This window comes from Novosphingobium sp. (assembly GCF_040398825.1).
Classification (GTDB): Bacteria; Pseudomonadota; Alphaproteobacteria; order Sphingomonadales; family Sphingomonadaceae; genus Novosphingobium.
In genome coordinates this window covers 47,609-64,847 of record NZ_JBBATI010000017.1, presented here as the reverse complement: position 1 = coordinate 64,847, position 17,239 = coordinate 47,609, and the positions used below count along the sequence as shown (strand labels likewise).

14 protein-coding genes are annotated in these 17,239 nt (G+C 65.1%); 4 read left to right on the top strand and 10 right to left on the bottom strand.

The window, feature by feature from the left end:
- Positions 1-93: 93 nt before the first annotated feature.
- The 3 genes from ABWP89_RS10235 to ABWP89_RS10225 all read left to right on the top strand — a co-directional run bounded on the left by ABWP89_RS10235 (position 94) and on the right by ABWP89_RS10225 (position 2,448).
- Positions 94-960 (top strand): LysR substrate-binding domain-containing protein, encoded by an 867-nt coding sequence (locus ABWP89_RS10235; RefSeq protein ID WP_353229054.1) that lies wholly within the window; start codon positions 94-96, stop codon positions 958-960.
- Between the two features lie 115 nt (positions 961-1,075).
- A complete protein-coding gene (locus tag ABWP89_RS10230) occupies positions 1,076-1,378 on the top strand; it encodes a hypothetical protein (RefSeq protein WP_353229052.1) in 303 nt (100 codons plus the stop codon).
- Positions 1,379-1,590: 212 nt separating this feature from the next.
- Positions 1,591-2,448: a cell wall hydrolase gene (locus ABWP89_RS10225; protein ID WP_353229051.1), complete on the top strand. Its 858-nt coding sequence runs from the start codon at positions 1,591-1,593 to the stop codon at positions 2,446-2,448.
- A 23-nt stretch (positions 2,449-2,471) separates the two neighbouring features.
- Here the strand turns inward: ABWP89_RS10225 and ABWP89_RS10220 are convergent, their stop codons facing one another.
- The 10 genes from ABWP89_RS10220 to ABWP89_RS10175 all read right to left on the bottom strand — a co-directional run bounded on the left by ABWP89_RS10220 (position 2,472) and on the right by ABWP89_RS10175 (position 14,940).
- On the bottom strand, positions 2,472-3,698 hold the full coding sequence (locus tag ABWP89_RS10220) for a polysaccharide biosynthesis/export family protein (protein WP_353229049.1): 1,227 nt from the start codon (positions 3,696-3,698) through the stop codon (positions 2,472-2,474).
- A 49-nt stretch (positions 3,699-3,747) separates the two neighbouring features.
- Positions 3,748-4,143 (bottom strand): hypothetical protein, encoded by a 396-nt coding sequence (locus ABWP89_RS10215; RefSeq protein ID WP_353229048.1) that lies wholly within the window; start codon positions 4,141-4,143, stop codon positions 3,748-3,750.
- Between the two features lie 124 nt (positions 4,144-4,267).
- Positions 4,268-5,380, bottom strand: coding sequence for a hypothetical protein (locus ABWP89_RS10210; protein ID WP_353229047.1), 1,113 nt, complete (start codon positions 5,378-5,380; stop codon positions 4,268-4,270).
- Positions 5,377-6,084 (bottom strand): ATP-binding cassette domain-containing protein, encoded by a 708-nt coding sequence (locus ABWP89_RS10205; protein WP_353229046.1) that lies wholly within the window; start codon positions 6,082-6,084, stop codon positions 5,377-5,379. Before ABWP89_RS10205 ends, ABWP89_RS10210 begins: the two co-directional genes overlap by 4 nt.
- Before the next feature lie 4 nt (positions 6,085-6,088).
- Positions 6,089-6,916, bottom strand: a complete 828-nt coding sequence (locus ABWP89_RS10200) for an ABC transporter permease (RefSeq protein WP_353229045.1) — start codon at positions 6,914-6,916, stop codon at positions 6,089-6,091.
- Entirely contained in the window at positions 6,916-8,409 is a 1,494-nt protein-coding gene (locus tag ABWP89_RS10195) for a KpsE/RkpR family capsule polysaccharide export protein (protein WP_353229044.1), read from the bottom strand. The genes ABWP89_RS10200 and ABWP89_RS10195 overlap by 1 nt, the downstream gene beginning before the upstream one ends.
- Positions 8,410-8,520: 111 nt before the next feature.
- A complete protein-coding gene (locus ABWP89_RS10190; RefSeq protein ID WP_353229043.1) occupies positions 8,521-9,846 on the bottom strand; it encodes an NAD-dependent epimerase/dehydratase family protein in 1,326 nt (441 codons plus the stop codon).
- A 60-nt stretch (positions 9,847-9,906) separates the two neighbouring features.
- Positions 9,907-10,260: a hypothetical protein gene (locus tag ABWP89_RS10185; protein ID WP_353229042.1), complete on the bottom strand. Its 354-nt coding sequence runs from the start codon at positions 10,258-10,260 to the stop codon at positions 9,907-9,909.
- 460 nt (positions 10,261-10,720) lie between these two features.
- Positions 10,721-11,644, bottom strand: a complete 924-nt coding sequence (locus tag ABWP89_RS10180) for an NAD-dependent epimerase/dehydratase family protein (RefSeq protein WP_353229041.1) — start codon at positions 11,642-11,644, stop codon at positions 10,721-10,723.
- Positions 11,641-14,940: a glycosyltransferase gene (locus ABWP89_RS10175; RefSeq protein ID WP_353229040.1), complete on the bottom strand. Its 3,300-nt coding sequence runs from the start codon at positions 14,938-14,940 to the stop codon at positions 11,641-11,643. The genes ABWP89_RS10180 and ABWP89_RS10175 overlap by 4 nt, the downstream gene beginning before the upstream one ends.
- Positions 14,941-15,411: 471 nt before the next feature.
- Here ABWP89_RS10175 and ABWP89_RS10170 point away from each other — a divergent pair, with 471 nt between their 5' ends.
- Positions 15,412-17,235 (top strand): ShlB/FhaC/HecB family hemolysin secretion/activation protein, encoded by a 1,824-nt coding sequence (locus ABWP89_RS10170; protein ID WP_353229038.1) that lies wholly within the window; start codon positions 15,412-15,414, stop codon positions 17,233-17,235.
- Positions 17,236-17,239: the final 4 nt, after the last annotated feature.

Here is a 17,239-nt window from a genome sequence, read left to right as displayed (position 1 = left end):
GGACCCTGTCGCGCTTGCGCAACCATTGGTAAAACGATATCTTGAAATCCTGACCATTGAATATCGAAATGATTGATCGCTTTGGAGCGTACAATGCCCGGCACCCGGACCTTTGATCTTGATCTGTTGCGCTGTTTTGTGACGATCGCCGAAACCGGCAGTTTCACGCGCGCTGGTGACCGGCTGGGGCGCACGCAATCGACTGTCAGCCTGCAGATCAAACGGCTGGAGGACCAGATCGGCCGCGCGGTGTTTGCGCGCAGCCCGCGCTCAATGGCGCTGACGCCAGAGGGCGAACGTCTGCTCGGCCCGGCGCGTCAGATGTTGCGGCTGAACGACGCCGCGCTGGCCGAACTGTTTGAACCCGACATGGTCGGCCGGGTGCGGCTGGGCGTGCCGGAAGATTTCGCCACCGCGCATCTGCCGGCCGTGCTGGCCGCCTTTGCCAAGGCGCATCCGCTGGTCGAACTGGAGGTGACGTGCGATCTGACGCTCAACCTGCAAGCGGCGTTTCATGCCGGGCAGTTCGACCTGGTGCTGGTGAAGCGGGAGCCGTCAGCGGCGCTGGAGGGGGTGCGGGTGTGGCGCGAACCGCTGGTGTGGGTGGCGCGCGATGGCAGCGCTGCGGCTGGGGCTGGCAGCGTGCCGCTGGTGATGTCGCCCGAACCATGCGTCTATCGCAAACGCGCGATCGATGCGCTGGAGGCGATGGGGCGCAAATGGCGCGTGGCCTATACCTCCACCAGCCTGGCGGGCGCGCGGTCGGCGGTGAACGCCGGGCTGGGCATTACTGTGCTGCCGCGCGAAATGGTCCCGGCCTATCTGACCGCGATCACCAGCGATCATGATCTGCCGCCGCTGTACGATACCGAAATTGCGCTGATCGAGGCGCCCGGCCTGTCCGACACCGCGCATCGCCTGGCGCAGCACATCGTCGCCGCGCTGGAACGCGGGGAATAACGCCTGCGCTGCGCCAACCCCGCCGGGGGTGAGTGTTTTCCGTTGGTCGACTTCGCGCTATCACGGTGCAGGATGCCGTTCCGGATCATCCGGGACGACACAGCGAGACCGCGCCATGGTTGAAAACACGCCGCCATTTCCGCCGGAACCGCCGCTGATGTTTTCGCGGTCACGACGGCGGCTGACCGTTGACGAGGCGGGGGTGCTGGCCAGCCACGTGCTCGCGTGCGCAGCCGCAGCCGCACGCAACAATCCGCTGCCGGCCCGCCCGCGCCAGGGTGTGCCAATGGTGCCGCCACCGCCCGTGACGCCCGCACGCGGAGGGACGGAATCGTTTGTGCATTGGGCCGAATGTCGGCTGATTGCGTGCACCGTGCTGACCTGCCTGATCATCCTGGCTGTGCAGCACCTGGGCTAACCCGGCGCGGCCAGAGCGCGAATCATCCGTGCAGACCGGCGGGGTGGACAACCGGTTGATGGCCCGTGGTCGCTGTCGGCCCCGATCGAACACCCCGGTGCGCAGCCAATCGTGACCGATCAACCGGGTGTGGTGGCCGGTGCGACGACATTTGCGCCGTATCGCGTGCAATGTGTCAATGTTGTGAAACATATCGCCGCCAAGACGGCGCCATGGGGGAATTCCGCAACAGGGGCATGTCGCGCGTGGCATCGGGGTGGACCGGGCCCTGGCTGTTTGCGGCCCTGGCCGCGGTCTGCGCGCTGTTCCTGCCGCTGGCGGCCATGGCCACCACCATCGACGGGCAGGGTGAAACCGGCCTGACCGCGTATTATGGCGCGGATATGCAGGCCACCGTGGCGCCCGCCGCCACGCCACTGTTTACCCCCGCTGCGCCGATCGCGCCGATCGCGCCGCTGCTGACCGACGATCGCAGCCGCGCGCTCGATTGCATGAGCTGGGCGATCGCCTATGAGGCGGCCGGCCAGCCGATCGCCGGGCAAGAGGCGGTGGGCCAGGTCATTCTGAACCGCGTGCGCAACCCGCATCGGCCCAAGACCGTGTGTGGCGTGGTGTTCGAAGGATCTGAACGCCGGACCGGGTGCCAGTTCACGTTTGCCTGCGACGGTTCGCTCCACCGCCACCTGACGGCCGATACGATGCTGATTGCGCGCAACGCGGCACAGGCAGTGCTGGGTGGTGCGGCGCCCGATCATGTCGGCGGGGCGACGCATTACCATGCCGATTATGTCCTGCCGGTATGGGCCGCCACCGGGCGACGGGTTACGCAGATCGGCGCGCACATCTTTTACAACATGCCAGGCGACACCGCGCAACTGGCCGCGCCGCTGGCCACTGTGGGCGAATCCTATGTCGCCGCCGCGACACCGCAGATCGACATGCGGCCTGCCCACCGCGCCGGCCGCCGCGCGCGCAATGCGGTGATCATGCCGCGCAGCGTTGCACCCGCACCGACGGCGCATTCACTGTTTCAACCCTGGGGCCTGCAAGTCGCCGCCGCGCAGGAATAACGATCACGCGCGTTGGCGCGTGATCAGAAACCCAGGTTGACCGACGAATTGCCTTTGAAAATCGATGCCACCAACCCGAACATCTTGGCCAGTTTGTTGACCTGCACTGACGGCGCGGTGGCGATATAGACCAGGTCGCGGTCGCGCATGACAAAACTGTCGGCCAGCAGCAGGCCGTCGCCGCTCTTGAAATTCAGCTGATAAATCACCGGCACCACGTCGCTCGCCTGCAGGTAATCGGGCAGCGGGGTGGTGGTCAGATTGCGTGCCACCACCAGCTTTTCATAGCGCAGCACATAGACGCCATAGGGGTCGGCCAGATTGTCGGCCAGCCCGCCGCCATTGCCGATCGCCTCGGCCAGCGTGACGCGCGATTTTCCGAACACCACTTCGGTGTTCTTGTTGGCGGCGCCCAGCACGACCAGCGTCTGTGGTTCATGGTCCAGCGAAAGGACATCGTCGCCGCGCAGATAGATGTTTTGCGTCGGGTCGGCCATGACATCGGCCATGCGAATGTTGCGCACCACCCCGCCGCGGGTCAATTGCACCAGCATGTCGCGGGCTTTGCCAGTGGTGCCGCCGGATTCGGCGATCGCATCCAGCAGACGCGTGCCATTGCGCATCAGCGGAACGCGCCCCGGGCGGTTGACATCGCCGGTCACGGTCACCGCATTGTCGCTGCTGCGCACGATCTGCACCAGCGCCTGGGTCTGGTTGGCCTTGCCCTTCAGCGCGGCGATGATCGCGTTCTGCACCACTTTGGTGGTGCGACCGGCGGCGTGGATTTCGCCCGCGAACGGCACGATGATATCGCCGCTCTGGTCCACAGTCTGGTTGGGCACAGTCGCCGATTGCGCACCGACCAACCCTGGTGCCGCGGCGCCAACGTTGGGAATCGACGGGATCGGGCCGAGCAGGCCGCTGCCGAATTCCCACAACGTGACCGAAATGGTGTCGCCGATGTGAATGGTATCGGCCGGCGGCGGGGCCGGCGCGGCCAGCGGCGTAAAGCTGTCGGCCGGCACATGCCCCAGCGCGGTCAGCGTCATGCGGTTGACCGGCACCAGCAGGAACGGCGGCGCTTCCTCATTGGCCTCTCGCTGCAGGCTGGGGGCCATCGGCCCGGCCACCGGCACGGTGCTGCAACCGCCGGTCAGCAGCGCCAGTGCCCCCGCCAGCAGGGCACCACGCAGGGCATGGCGGCGTGGCCTGTGGCTGGGCGCAATCGAAAAGGGGCTGAGCTCGTTCACGGTAATCCTCGAAATTCAAAACATCTGGCGCAAATTCAGGTGGTGCAGATCAAGCAGGCTCGACCGTGGCGGCAATGCTGTCGGCAGGCGCCAGCGCGGCCGAATCGGTGTGGCCACCGGTCTTGGCCATGATCGACAGCAGTTCTTTCTGCACTTCGGGCTTTGACAGCCGGCGCACCACGCGGTCGGATTGTTTTTTTGCGGGTTTTTTGGCGGCGGGTTTGCGCAGCGGCACCGGTTTGGCCAGCACGGGCGGGGCCGCCGCAACCACCGGCGCGGATGGCGCAACGGGTTCTGCGGGCGGCGCGATCACCGGTGGCGTATCCACCGCCACCGCGGCAACCGCGACCGCCGGTGCCGCCGCTGCAACGGGCGCCGCGGCTGCGGCTGGCGCCTGTGCGCTGCCGCGGGGCGCGGGTTGCCCGGTCTTTTTCCGCTTTACCATTTCGGTCAGCTCCTTCCACACATCACACCTGCCTGTTTGCCGGCGCCGACGGTTTGATTTTTCCAAAAATGTCGCGTTTCGTGCGCACCCGCAGCGGCGCCCAGGCGGTTACCCCGGTCCGCCATCACGACGGCCACCGCGCTGCACCGTGCGCATCGTCGTGCCCCAGCGCGATCGCCGCGATCCGGGCGTTGATTGCGGAACGGCAATCGCCGCCCACCTTTGCCCCGTTGCGCCAGAAAAACACCCCGGCCAGCCGGTCTGCCAGGATCGTTCGGCGCACGAATTTCGCATCATCCAGCGTGGTGCCGGCCAATTCAAAATCGATCAGCACCCGCGATCCGTCAAACGCGCCGCCGGCGGCGATGACGGCCTTTTGCGCCTGATAGCTGGCGGGCAGGCTGTGTTCGGGATTCTTGTTCCACAACAGGATCGTGGTCAGATCAAACCGGTTGACCAGCGTATGGGCATTGGCCGCGCTGATCCCGGTATAGCGCTGCGTCGGCGCATCCAGCGGGTTGATCAGCAGGATGCTGGGCCGGCCCGCACCATGCACCAGATCGGCCCATTGCTGCAGAAATGCGGTGGTATCCGCGACGCTGCGACCATCCTGCACTTCATAGTCGAGCAGCACCCCGGCCCGGCCCGGCGGCAATTGCCCGGCCGGAATCACACAGGTATCAGGGGGCCCCAGCGGCGGTTGATCCGCCTGGTCGTCTTCGCTGACCAGCACGATCGCTGCAGCGCCGGCAAACCGGCGGGCCTGTTCGGGCAGGCCCAGAATGCTGGCGGTCTGCGCCAGGGTGCAGCCGTTGGCGCGCGCGACCGAGGTGAAAGTGGTGCGCTGTTTGCGTTTGCCGGCCAGTGCGGGTTGCAGATTGGCCTTGCGCGCAACGCTTGCGCCCTGGCCATTGGTCAGCGGGGCATTGGAACGGTTGGCCCACTGGAAATAATGCGCCGATATCCCGGCCGGTGCGGTGATCACCGATCGCAATTGCATCGATGCAATGCCGGTCAGCGGGTAATAGGCATAGGGGCCGGGCCGACCCGGTGTCGCACCGGCGGCGGCGGCGGCGGCGGGGGCAGGCGCGTTCTGGATCACCTGAAACGACAATCGGGCGTTGTCGGCGCTGGCAAAACACGCCGGGCCGGCCTGCGCGGCCATCGGCGCTGTCACCAGCGCCAGACCGGCCAGCCATATTGCTGCCGCAGCGTAATGGCCCCCGCGCATCGTCACACGCGGGCGCCCTCTGGCGCCAGAAACGCGGCCTCTTCTTCGCTGGCGACCGAGGCAGCGGCGGCCTGGTCGCTTTCGAAGACGGAAATGGCCTCCATCACGTCGTTATAGAACACCAGGCCCTTGTTGCGGATGACATAGCCGCAATCGCAATGCTGGCGCACCACGCGCACGTTGGCGGTCGCCACGATTGCGCCGGCCGTCCGGGTGCGCGCTTCGAACATCGCTTCGCAGCGGGCGCGGAATTCGGGATCGATCGCGCCGATCGAATTGTCGAACAGATAGGTGTCAAACGGCAGCGCATATGTCAGCACATAGCTGAGCCGCGCGCGATCCTGCGGGGTCATCAGCCGCATGTGGATTTCGATCTTGTCGCCCAGGCCCGACACGTGGCGGACGAATTCGAACACCTCATCCGGGTCGGCGCCATAGATCTTGGCCGCGAACATCACATTGTGGCGGCCGGTGTGGGCCGGGCGAAATCCGCGCAGGAACCCGCCGGGAAACGACAGCCGTGCAAACCGGTCGACATAGCCGTGCGACGGCTTCACCAGCCCGCACAGCATCTGCACCAGCGTGCTCTTGCCGCTCCATTTGCCGCCCAGCACGGCCACCCGGCGGTCCGACGGCATCTCCAGCGAGACATCGTCGAACAGGGTGTGGCCGTCCTGGCCGGTAAAAGTGACCCTGTGCAGCTGGATCATCGCGTCATTCCTTGTCTTCCAGATAAGTGCGCATGCCGGCTTCGAGCAGCAGGCCCACCACGATCATCACGATGGCAAACGCCAGCGGATAGGATGCCGTCGTCAACTGATTGGGATAAAAGAAATAAAATGACTGACGGAACCAGTTTACGGCGTGGATCACCGGGTTCAGCCCGAAATACCAGCGCACGTTGGGCGGTTCATAGGCGGCAACGAAATAGGGCGCAGAAAAGTGCAGCGACCCCCGCGCCAGCGCCGGCCACAGCGTATCCCATGGCGGAAACAGCCGCGCGATTACCGAATTGATGATGCCTGCGCCGACGCCGAACAGGAAAAAGATGCTGACCGCCAGCAGTGCGTTCAACGGGTCCCACGGCAGCGCTTCGCGGATGCCGAACCAATACAGGAACGCAAAGAACGAACAGCCGATCAACGCGGTGCTGATGATGTGCAGCACGCCATGCACCAGGATATGATCGAACGCGGTTTCAATGGGATAGCGTTTGCGGTGCGATCCGGGGGCCAGTGCACCGCGCAGCCGCATCGACGTGTGGATGAACAGGTAGATCGGGAACACCCCGGTGGCGATGAACAGGAACAGGCTGTGGCCATAAGGCGCCTGCCGGCCGATGGTATAAAACACCATGGTGATAGTGATGATCACCAGCAGCGGTTCCAGCCCGGCCGCGATATAGCCCAGCGAAAAACGCCGTCCGCGCCGGGTTTCGGATTCGCGGAAAAACAGCGCAGACAGCACGCGTGCCTCGGTCTGCAACGCGTTGCGCCAGAATCCGGCCTGGTTATGGCTGCGCTTGCGGATGGCGCCGGCCATCAGCCGTGCTCCATGATCGAATTTTCAACCAGCCGGCCAACTGCCCATGCCATCGCTGCGGCAATGACAATGATCAGCATGTCGACCCAGCGGCGCGGTTCCAGCGGCGCTTCGGGCAGGGTCGGTTTGACATAAGTGGTCATGTACACGCGCTGCGATTGCGCGGCGGCCTGGGTGGCGCCAAGCGTGTTGATCGCCTGTTTCAATACCGCCTGATAGTCGCGCAGGCGGTTTTGCAGCGCTTCGAACTGGGTGACGGAATCGGCGATGCTGGTCTGCCCGCGCGCCTTGATCGACCCGTTCAACGTGCGCAATTGCAGTTCGTTGGCGGCCAGCTGCTGGCGCAACAGTTGGACCTGGGGTGCGTCCGGGTTTTGCAACTGCGCGGTGATGGCCGCGATCTGGCCCTTCAACTGGCTGTCGCGTTCGTTCAGCTGCGCGATGAAGCTCTGCGTGGCGTTCACCGGGCCGTTCTGGCCCTGGTCGGGGTTGATAAAGCCGGTGGTGCGGCGCGCCTCGGCCACTTCGGCGTTCATCGTCGCCAGTTTCGCCAGCGCGTCATCGACATGCGCTTGCGCAAACCGCACCGAATCCTGTTCGGAAGTCTGGCCGATCGAATTGACCAGTTGCGTGGACAGGTTGACCAGATTGGTGGCGATCGCAAAGCTGTCCTGCGGGTTATAGGCCTTGACCCGCACCACCGCCAGGCCTGACGCAGGGTCATAGACCGAATAGACCATGCCCTGCCAGAACCCGGCCAGACGTTCGATACTGGCGTTCTTGCCCACCTTTGACAGCGGATCGAACGGCCGGTTGTACGCATCGCGCAGGTTCATCTTGGTGTTCAGATCGACCGCGGCCTGGCGGCTGTTGACATAATCGACCACGGTATAGTTATCCAGCAGGTCGGTGCCCGGCGTGGTATTGCCATCGAACAGGAACGATTTGCCCTGCACTTGCGGCGTGGTGGAAATCGGGATCGGCAGACGCACGCTGAACCGGTATTCAGTGACATAGACATCGGGCGCGATCGCAAACAGATACGTCGCGCCCAGGATGACCGGCGCGACGAACGACAGCAAAAACCAGATCTGGCGACCGCGCGAGGTCCGCAGCTTGCCCGATGGCAATTTCATGCCGGCAATGCGCGGTTCGTCATCGTTCACCGGGCGGTCGGGTTCGGCCGGTTGGTCGTCCTGCAATGCGGTGGGTTCGCGCACTGGTGCCGGCGCCGATGTCGCAGGCTGAGACGCTTTGACCTCGCGCAATATCGGACGTTTGTCGGCCACCAGCGCAGCGATCCCGCGAAAACTGTTGTCGGGTTTCAGCGGCGGCGGCATTTTTCCGTCGGCGGGGGCCGCAGGCTGAACCACGGATTTCGGGAACGCCGGAATGGTCGCAACGCTGCCTTCCCCGCCAGCGGCGGTTGGTGCAGTGGCGTCAGCCGCGTGTGGTGGGATCGGTGAACCATCCGTCCCGTGTTCGTTGGCCATGCCGGCGTTTCCCTTGATCTCAATACAATATTTGAAGAGCTGACCCCGGTGCATCCGCACGGGGGGGTTGCCGTGGCAGGCCCTCCATTTCAAAACAACACGATTATAAAATCACATGGCGATGGGCATCAGCTCCGCCGGTTGGCGCGCGACCAGCACCAGATTGGGCGGACCGGCGCGCACTTCGCGTTCCGGCATGGCGATTTCGGCGGGGAACATCACCGGCGCATGATCGCGTGCCGGGGTTGCCGCGGGCAGCGGTTCGCGCGCAGTGTCGCTGACCCAGTGCGAAACGCACGGGATTTTGGACACGTCACACCGACCTGCAAAGCGCCGCGCGATCTGGGCAACCTCTTCGGCCAGGCCTTCCTGCAGCCGGGTCGGTCTCAGACCCAGTTTCAGGAACGAATCGTTGCACACCACCAGCGTGTTTTCAGCGGCTTCGTTGCGCGGATTGGGCACCAGCGTGTAATCGACACCGGTCATGTCGGTCACCATCTGCGCCAGATCGATCAACCGGTGCGTTTCGGTCATCTGGTTCATGATCGCCACCCGGTCGCCGCGTTCGGGCGGGTTGGCAATCGCCAGTTCGATGCAGCGCACCGTATCGCGGATGTGGATGAACGCGCGGGTCTGGCCGCCGGTGCCGTGCACCGTGGGCGCATAGCCGATCGCCGCCTGCATCAAAAAGCGGTTGAGCACCGTGCCGTAATCACCATCGTAATCGAACCGGTTGATCAGTCGGTCATCGCTGCTGGTCTGCGCGGTCTGGGTGCCCCACACGATGCCCTGGTGCAGATCGGTCACCCGGGTGCGGAAATTGCGGGCGTAGTACCAGAAAAACAGCGCATCCTGCGATTTGGTCATGTGATAGATGCTGCCAGGGTTGGCCGGATACAGGATTTCGATTTCCTGCTGCCCCTGCGGCGTATCGACCTTTACCGCCAGATAGCCTTCGGGGATGGCCATGCCGGCGGTGCCATAGCCATAGACGCCCATGGTCCCCAGATGCACCAGATGGATGTCCAGCCCGCTTTCGACGATGGCCGACAGCACATCGTGGGTCGCGTTCAGGTTGTTGTTGACGGTATAACGGCGCTCTTTGGCGCCTTTCATCGAATAGGGCGCAGCGCGCTGTTCGGCAAAGTGGACGATGGCGCGAGGTTTTTCGCGGCGGATAAGGTCGAGCAGGCGGTCATAATCGGTACCGACTGTCAAATTCTCGAACCGTATCGTCTTGCCGCTGACCTCGCGCCAGGCATCCAGGCGTACCCCGATCGAACGGATCGGTGTCAGGGAATCGGCCTCAAGTTCGATATCGATCTTGCGGCGCGAAAGATTGTCAACGATTATAACATCATAACCAATGTCAGAAAGGTGCAGGGCTGTTGGCCAGCCACAAAACCCGTCTCCACCGAGAACGAGGACCGTTTCCATGGGGTAGTGCCTTAAGGTATTCTACAATCGTGGACCGGTTTTTCAGGCCGGTGGTGATATTCAGCCCGCATGCTCACGATCGTGGCGGCGCACCTGGCGCAGACCTTCGAGCATGGCACTGAGAATCCAGCGCTGTTCGGCCGCAGTTGCGACTTCCTTGTAGTACGTCAGCACTTCGCGGATGGTGGTGGGGAAACCGGCAACCGCAGCCTTGATGCGGCAGGTTTCGCCTTCGGTCAGCAGGTCGAACGCGGCTTCGATTTCTTCGAGCTCGGTGCCCTTGAGCTGCGCCGCCATGTCATCAGGAACAGCCATTTCCTGCTTTTTGACTTTGCCCAGCGGCAGGCGTGCGCCGCCATCGGGATCCTGGCGAACGATTTTGATGTTGCGCGGTTCATCGATAAAAAGCAGCATGATCGTATCTCTCCGTTTAAAAAAGCATCAAGGTTGTTGGCGACGGCTGGTCAGAAATGGTGATCAGGATGGGCACTTGGTATCCAACCGGCGGAATTTACGAAAAACGCAAATATCCGTTCGATTCGGGCCGGCACCTGTTATTGCAAATTCCCCCCGGTCATCCCTTAGTAATTTCTTAACCAAACGCGCGAACAGTAATCAATCCGTCATTCCGCCAGGCCGTCGTCGGTCGCGGAAATAACCAGCTTTGCCCCCCGTTCCCGCACACCCGCTGGCCCGGAAACGTCAGGTGTCGCTAATTTACCAGTGTGACAGAGGTGCGACAGCGACGCCGACGGTCGCGTGAATCATCGCCAGGGGGGCCGCGCTGCCCGAAAACGGGTCAGCTTTGTCACGGTGCGTTACGCCCTTTTCGCGCTTCCGCGCGAGGTCTGCCTGCACGCCAGCGCCTTGCAAATTACGCCGGGACCTGCGTTTCGCAAAACCACGTCCAGGTTGCGGCCAGCCCGGCGTGCAGCGGGGTATCGGGCGCAAAACCGATGCGGGCCCGCGCCAGCGCCACATCGCACCAGGTGTGCGCGATTTCGCCGGCGCGCGCCGGGTGATGTTCCACATTGACCGCCACCGGATCGGCCACGGCGCGAATCGCGCTGATCAGCCGGTTGACCGACAGCGGCACCCCCGATCCCAGTTGCAGCACGCCCGATTGTCCGCTGGCAATGCTGCGCATGATGCCGTCGCACAGATCCGCGACATAGACGAAGTCGCGCGTCTGTTCGCCATCGCCATAGACGATCAGCGGCTGGCGTTTCAGCGCCTGTTTCATGAATTGCGCCACCGCGCTGCCCTTGTGAAACGACCGTGGGCCATAGACATTGGCAAAGCGCAGCGACAACGCGGCAAAGCCATAGCTGCCGGCCCAGGCCGAACACATCCCCTCCACCGCGAGCTTGGTCGCGCCATAGGGTGCGATCGGGTTGGGCACCATGGCTTCGTGCACCGGGGGCACCACGTCGCCCATAATCGCGCCGCCGGTCGATGCGTTGATGATTCGCCGCACGCCGCGCGCACGCATCGCTTCAAGCAGGCGGAACGATCCGACCACGTTGACATCGAAATTGAACGCCGGATCGGCGATCGAATCGATCACGCGGGTGTCGGCGGCCAGATGCACGACCGCGTCGATGCCCGCCAGCGCGGCATGCAGCGCGGCGCTGTCGCGGATGTCGCCATCGATGAATTCGCCGGCAAAGTCGCCCAGATGGTCGCGTCGGCCCAGCGACTGGTTGTCAAACACCCGCACCGCATGGCCCGCCGATTCCAGCAGGGGGACCAGGTTCGACCCGATAAAGCCGCAACCGCCGGTAACCAGAATGTTCATGTCTTGCCCCGTTTGCGCTGGCGCGGTTCGCTTGGTGTGACGGTGGCGCCTTCGACCCACAGTGGCAGGCCGGGCAGCGGCAGCCCGAGCGTGGCAATCACCACATCGATGCGGTGGCGCCCGGCATCGCGGAACAGCCGCGGCACCGGCATGGCAAAGCCGCGATCGCCCAGCGCCTTGGGCAGGTCCGCGCCATGACGGTCAATTCCGGGCAGGTCCGCGCGGGTCCGGCCCAGGAACACGCCATTGGCAAACAGCGCGACGTCCAGCACGCGCGCCGGATCATGGGTCTGCCGGGCCCAGCCGCGCACCACGCCGTCGGTTGCGGCCAGGCAACCGGCATCGATGCCACATTGCGCCAGCGTGGTGGCGCGCGGCAGGACCAGCCCTTCGCCCAGCACCAGATCACCGCCGATGGCCGCCACGGCATAGGCCACCGGGCCTTTGCTGGCGGCCGGCGCCGGGGGCAGTTCGATCACAAAGCCGTGCCGTGCCGCCTCTGCCGGCAGCGCGGCAAAGCGCGCAAACGCGCGGTCAGCGGGTTGCGCGTGAAATGATCCGCGCGCGCCATCGACCAGCAATTCGACCTCGACCGGATCGGCAACATTGCCCAGTCGGGTAACCCAGCCATACAGCCGCCCGTCGAACACCCCCAGTACCTGGCCGACCCGGGTGCCGTCCGATGCTGCTTCGTTGCGCGCCACCAGTGCGCGCAGCGGCGCCGACATGGCGCGCGCGCGGGCACGCCCCTTGGCAGCCGCCTCCGCCGCGGGCCGCGCGGAAACCCGTGCCGCCATATCGGCCTGCAGCCGATCACCGGCCTGGCCCAGACCGGCATTGCTGGCCCGGCGCGGGGTGGTGCGGGGTTTGGCGGCGGTGCGGGGGCTGACCGGCGCGCGCGGGGTGGCCGGGGCGGTGTTTGCCGCGGGCGCGGCCACTTTGCTGCGCAGCGCCGGTTTGGCTTTGGTCGCAGACCGGGTGCGCGGCCGGTCGCTCGCTTGCCCTTCGGCTTCGCTGGCGACCCCGGCGATCATCCGCACCAGCATGCCTTCGGGGGTGGCGGGGTTGGTAATGCTGCGCGATTTGCCGCCGCTGCGCACGTGCAACCCGCGCGCCAGCAACAGCGTATCGCGCAGGGCCAGCGGGGTGGCGGCCAGCTCGGGCCGGATCATGCGAAAGCCGCCAGCCGCCAGGTCATACCCGCGCTGGCGCAGCCAGTCGGGCGTGCGCCGGCGGATGCTGCCCACTTCGCGCAACAGCGTCTGGCACGCGGTGCCGTCGATCAGCGCCCGCGCCACGAATTCATGGTCATAGCCGACGACACGGTAATCGGTGGTGAAACCACCCATCTGCGCAAACAGTTCGGCGCGCACAAACAACGGCATTTCGCCGTTTTCGGTGCGGAAAAAGCTGTCGGACGGGGTCACGATCATGTGCGCGCACAAAGGCATGATCGACCCCGCCGCCGCGGTCGGATCGACCGCGCGGAACAGATAGTTCAGCACATGCGCGCCGGTGGTGGCCGCCGCGGCGGCCAGCGTGGCGATCGCCGCCGGATACAGGCTGGCCCCTTCCCACAAAAACAGCAGCCAGGCGCCGGTCGCACGCGCGGCGGCGGTGTTGAACGCCAATCCGGCATCCAGGTCGAACGCCTCCACCACAACCGGCGCAAAACCGTGTGCGGTCAGCATCGCGGCGGCGGTGTCGCAATCATCGTTGCTGTTGGCGTCAACCGCCACGATCACTTCGGGCCGTACCGGGACTTGCGCGGCCAGGCTGGCCAGCGTGGTTTCCAGCGCGGCACTGTCTCCGGCAAAATAGACCGCGACCGTGGTGGCGGGCACGGGGGCCGCGGCGTCGGGCACGGTCGGTCGGGTCGCATCGATCAGCTGCCGGTGCAGGCTGCCGCCCAGCTGGCGGTGGAAACTGCGCCAGGTTTCCAGATTGGCATCGTTGTCGAAACTCGGCCGTGGCACCATCCCGCCCAGCGTCAGCGCCTCTTCCAGCCGGTCGCCCAGCGCCACCGGGTGCGGCGCGCACAGCACCGCATCATGGTCGCCGGCTTCGATCAGTTCGGCATTGCCACCGACATTGGTGGCCACCGCCGGGATCGCGCAGATCGCGGCTTCATAAATGGCCATCGAACTGTTTTCGATGATCGACGGCATCACCGCCAGCCGCTTCCCACCCAGCAGGTATTCGATCGCTTCGTACTGCTGATAACTGGAAATGATCTGCACTTCGGTTGGCCAGTCGGCGCTGACCTCGTGGATGAAATCGGGGGTATCCTGATCGGGGTGCGAGGGCAGCCGCGCCCCGGGCTTGCCCATGAAGGTGATTTTGGCGGGCAGTTTGACGCCCTTGCGGATCAAACGCCGGATTGCCTGGCAGAACACGAACAGGCCCTTGCGCGCCTCCAGCCGGCCGAAAAACACGAATTCGTCGATCGGCGTGCGCTGGCCATGCGGCAGCGCGCGGCGCTGAATCAGCGGTTGCAACGCGTCGAACGTGACCACATTGGGCTGCACAAACGCGCGGGCCTGCGGGATGGCATAGCCCTGGCTGGCCATCCAGCGCAGCAGATGCAGGCTGCCGCCGATCACCACATCGGCCAGTTCCACGCTCTGGCGTTCGGCATGGTTCTTCACCAGATCATCGACGCGTTCGATCAGGTTCGATCCGTACAGCCGGTTCCACATCCACGGGCTGGAGGTTTTTACCGCGAACACCGTGTCAGTGCAGGCAATCCCCTGGCGTTTGGCCAGCAGCGCCAGATAGCCGCTGCCCCGCCATTCCGACACGTGGACGACGTCCATCGGATTGTCGATCAGCCAGCACAGCATGTTGTACGGCGCGCGCAGCCAGCGGTCCGCGCCAGAGGCAAAGTGGTCGGCGGTGGCATAATCGGGCACCGGCACCAGCTTGACGCCCTTCGATGCGTAGTCGGCAATCCAGTAATCGATCGTGTTGATTTCGGATTCCTGCCCGCGCAGATAGAGCACGGTCACGTCAAAGCCGACGTCGGCCAGCAGCAGCGCCATCGCCGCATAGGTGGTGCCGATGCCGCCGTTGCGCACCGGGCCGGTGATCTGTTCGGCGGCGATGCAGATGCGGATCGGCCGGCGCGGTTCATCGCATTCGACAAAACTGTTCAACCCGCGCAACTGCATCGACCATGCGCCGGGATTGCGCGGCAAGACGTTGTCGAGCGATCCGGCCTGGTCGGGCGCGCACAGCAGCCGTTCGGTCTCGCTGGCCACGGCCGGGGCCGGGGCGGCTGGTTCGGGTTGGTCCATGGGCGCTGACGGCTGCGCCGATTTTGCGGGTTTTGCGCGTGGACGACGCGGCGGGGGCGCTGGCGACGTTGCGGCAGCCTTTTTACGCGCCGGGGGTTTGGCCATCAGCCAGCCATCCCGCGCATCCACGCGCTGTGTGTCACCGCGCTGGTTGCTGGATTGGTCATGACCGATTGATGCTGGCGTACATGGTGCAAATTGCCTCCGCACGCGCCGCTAAAGAGTGCTTATGTTACAATTGTGCGACGGCCGTGACCGAATTTGACCCGCGTGCCGGTTTCGCTTTGCCCGGCAAAACCCCCAGGTTGCCGTCAGCGCCACCAATCGTCGCAGATTGTCCGGGCAGTCAGCTAGCTGTCACAAAACTTGCATACTTAGCTGCTCAAGCGCGGGCAGATCACGCCTCCATGTCTGGTTCCTGGTGTCCGTATGCGGTGCGTGCGGACGTTGAGGGTAATTTCGGGAAATACTATGCGACTCCGGTGCCCTGAACCCGACCAGATCGGGCGTACACCCTTCACAATCCGGCGATTTGTGCCGTCGCACGCGCTGTTTTGCGCGACGGTTGCGGCGCTGCCATGCCTGGCGCTGACGCTGCCGCAGACCGCCCTGGCCCAGGCTGCACCATCGGCCAGCCGAGTCGTTCCCGACAGCCTGGCCCCGGTGCGCGCGCAGCCCGACGGGTCGATCGATCTGCCCGCCACCGCCACCGCCACCGCGCCGCCGGGGTCCGATGCGCTGTCGGTCAAAGTCGGCGGTGTGGTGATCGACGGTCTGGACCAGGCTGCGCCAGCCGCGGCGATGAAGGCGGTGGTGGCCGAACGCGACGGGCTGGCCGGTCGCACCGTCACCGTCGCCGAACTCTATGCCGCCGCCGGCCGGATGGAGGCCAGCTTCAGCCGGTCCGGCGAAGTGCTCACCCGCGTTACGCTGCCCCCACAGCATCTGTCCGATGGCGCGGCGGTGCATTTTCTAATTGTCGCCGGGTTTATCGAAAGCGTCGATGTCAGCGCGCTGTCCGCCAATGTGCAGGGCCCGGTGCGCCGGCGGCTGGCGGCGCTGGTGGGCAAACGCGGGCTGACGCTGGCGCAGATCGAACGGCGCGTGTTGCTGGCGGGGGATGTACCCGGGGTGCGCCTGCGTTCGGTGCTGGTGCGCGGCAGCGCGCCCGGGGCGACCCGGCTGGCGGTATCGGGCGAATATCACGTGCTGTCGGGCAGCGTTGGTTTCGACAACAATCTGGGCAACGCCTATGAGTATGAGGCGTTTACGGTGCAGCTGTCGCTGAATTCCGCGCTCGGCGTGGGCGAACAGATCTATGCCTCGCTGACCACCGGTCCCGATTTCAACCACCTGTTCAACGCCAACCCGCGCCGGCGCATCGCCGCAGTGGGCGCGATCGTGCCGATCGGCAACGATGGCCTGACCATCAACCCCGAATATACCCGTGCCGACACCACCCCGCGCGGCGCCGCCGGCAGCGCGATCGTGGCTGGCCGGTTCGAACGGCTGGTGCTGCGCGCCAGCTATCCGCTGATCCGCAGCCGCCGTGAAAACCTGTCGGTCACCGGCAGCGTCGAAATGAGCAACGAAGACCAGACCGTGGTCGGGCTGGGTGTGCTCAGCCGCGACCGGTTGCGGTTCGGCACGCTGGGGCTCAGCTATGCAAGCTCGCTGGGCCAGACTGCCATATTCAACGCCGATGGCCAGGTCAGTGTCGGGATTACCGGGCTGGGCGCGCGCACCCGCGCCGATGCCGTGGCGAGCGGCATCGGCCTGTCGCGCCAGGGTTCCAGCCCCGATTTCAGCAAAGCCAACGTGCATATCAGCATCGCCGACCGCATCGGTGGCGGGTTTGACCTGTCGGGCGTGGTGCGCGCGCAGGCCAGTTTCAGCGGCGCGCTGCCTGCTGCGGCGGAATTTTCGCTGGATGGCAGCGACGCGCTGTCCAGCTTTGCGCTGGGCACCGTCAGCGTTGACAGCGGGGTGACCGGCCGGATCGAACTGGCGCGGCCAATCACGGTGGATGGCGGGCACGGCACGCTGATCACGCCTTATGGCTTTGCGGTGGCCGGTTATGGCCACGTGTCCGCCCCGACCATTGTCGAGGCGGCCGAGCTGCACAGCTGGGCCGCCGGTGGCGGTTTGCGGCTGCTGATCAACGCCGGCGGCCTGGCCACGGTCGGCTCGGTCGAGGTCAGCCACGGCCATATCACCAGTGCCCCTGGCGCAGCTGGCGCAGCGAGGGGCGTTGATCCGACCCGTGCGACCGTCAGCCTCAGCCTGCATTTTTGACGCA

Excerpts from the sequence above, each read along its gene's own strand:
- ABWP89_RS10235 (WP_353229054.1), top strand. The coding sequence starts at position 94 with ATGCCCGGCACCCGGACCTTTGATCTTGATCTGTTGCGCTGTTTTGTG.
- ABWP89_RS10230 (WP_353229052.1), top strand. The coding sequence starts at position 1,076 with ATGGTTGAAAACACGCCGCCATTTCCGCCGGAACCGCCGCTGATGTTT.
- ABWP89_RS10225 (WP_353229051.1), top strand. The coding sequence starts at position 1,591 with ATGGGGGAATTCCGCAACAGGGGCATGTCGCGCGTGGCATCGGGGTGG.
- ABWP89_RS10215 (WP_353229048.1), bottom strand. The coding sequence starts at position 4,143 with ATGGTAAAGCGGAAAAAGACCGGGCAACCCGCGCCCCGCGGCAGCGCA.
- ABWP89_RS10205 (WP_353229046.1), bottom strand. The coding sequence starts at position 6,084 with ATGATCCAGCTGCACAGGGTCACTTTTACCGGCCAGGACGGCCACACC.
- ABWP89_RS10200 (WP_353229045.1), bottom strand. The coding sequence starts at position 6,916 with ATGGCCGGCGCCATCCGCAAGCGCAGCCATAACCAGGCCGGATTCTGG.
- ABWP89_RS10195 (WP_353229044.1), bottom strand. The coding sequence starts at position 8,409 with ATGGCCAACGAACACGGGACGGATGGTTCACCGATCCCACCACACGCG.
- ABWP89_RS10190 (WP_353229043.1), bottom strand. The coding sequence starts at position 9,846 with ATGGAAACGGTCCTCGTTCTCGGTGGAGACGGGTTTTGTGGCTGGCCA.
- ABWP89_RS10185 (WP_353229042.1), bottom strand. The coding sequence starts at position 10,260 with ATGCTGCTTTTTATCGATGAACCGCGCAACATCAAAATCGTTCGCCAG.
- ABWP89_RS10180 (WP_353229041.1), bottom strand. The coding sequence starts at position 11,644 with ATGAACATTCTGGTTACCGGCGGTTGCGGCTTTATCGGGTCGAACCTG.
- ABWP89_RS10175 (WP_353229040.1), bottom strand. The coding sequence starts at position 14,940 with ATGGACCAACCCGAACCAGCCGCCCCGGCCCCGGCCGTGGCCAGCGAG.
- ABWP89_RS10170 (WP_353229038.1), top strand. The coding sequence starts at position 15,412 with ATGCGACTCCGGTGCCCTGAACCCGACCAGATCGGGCGTACACCCTTC.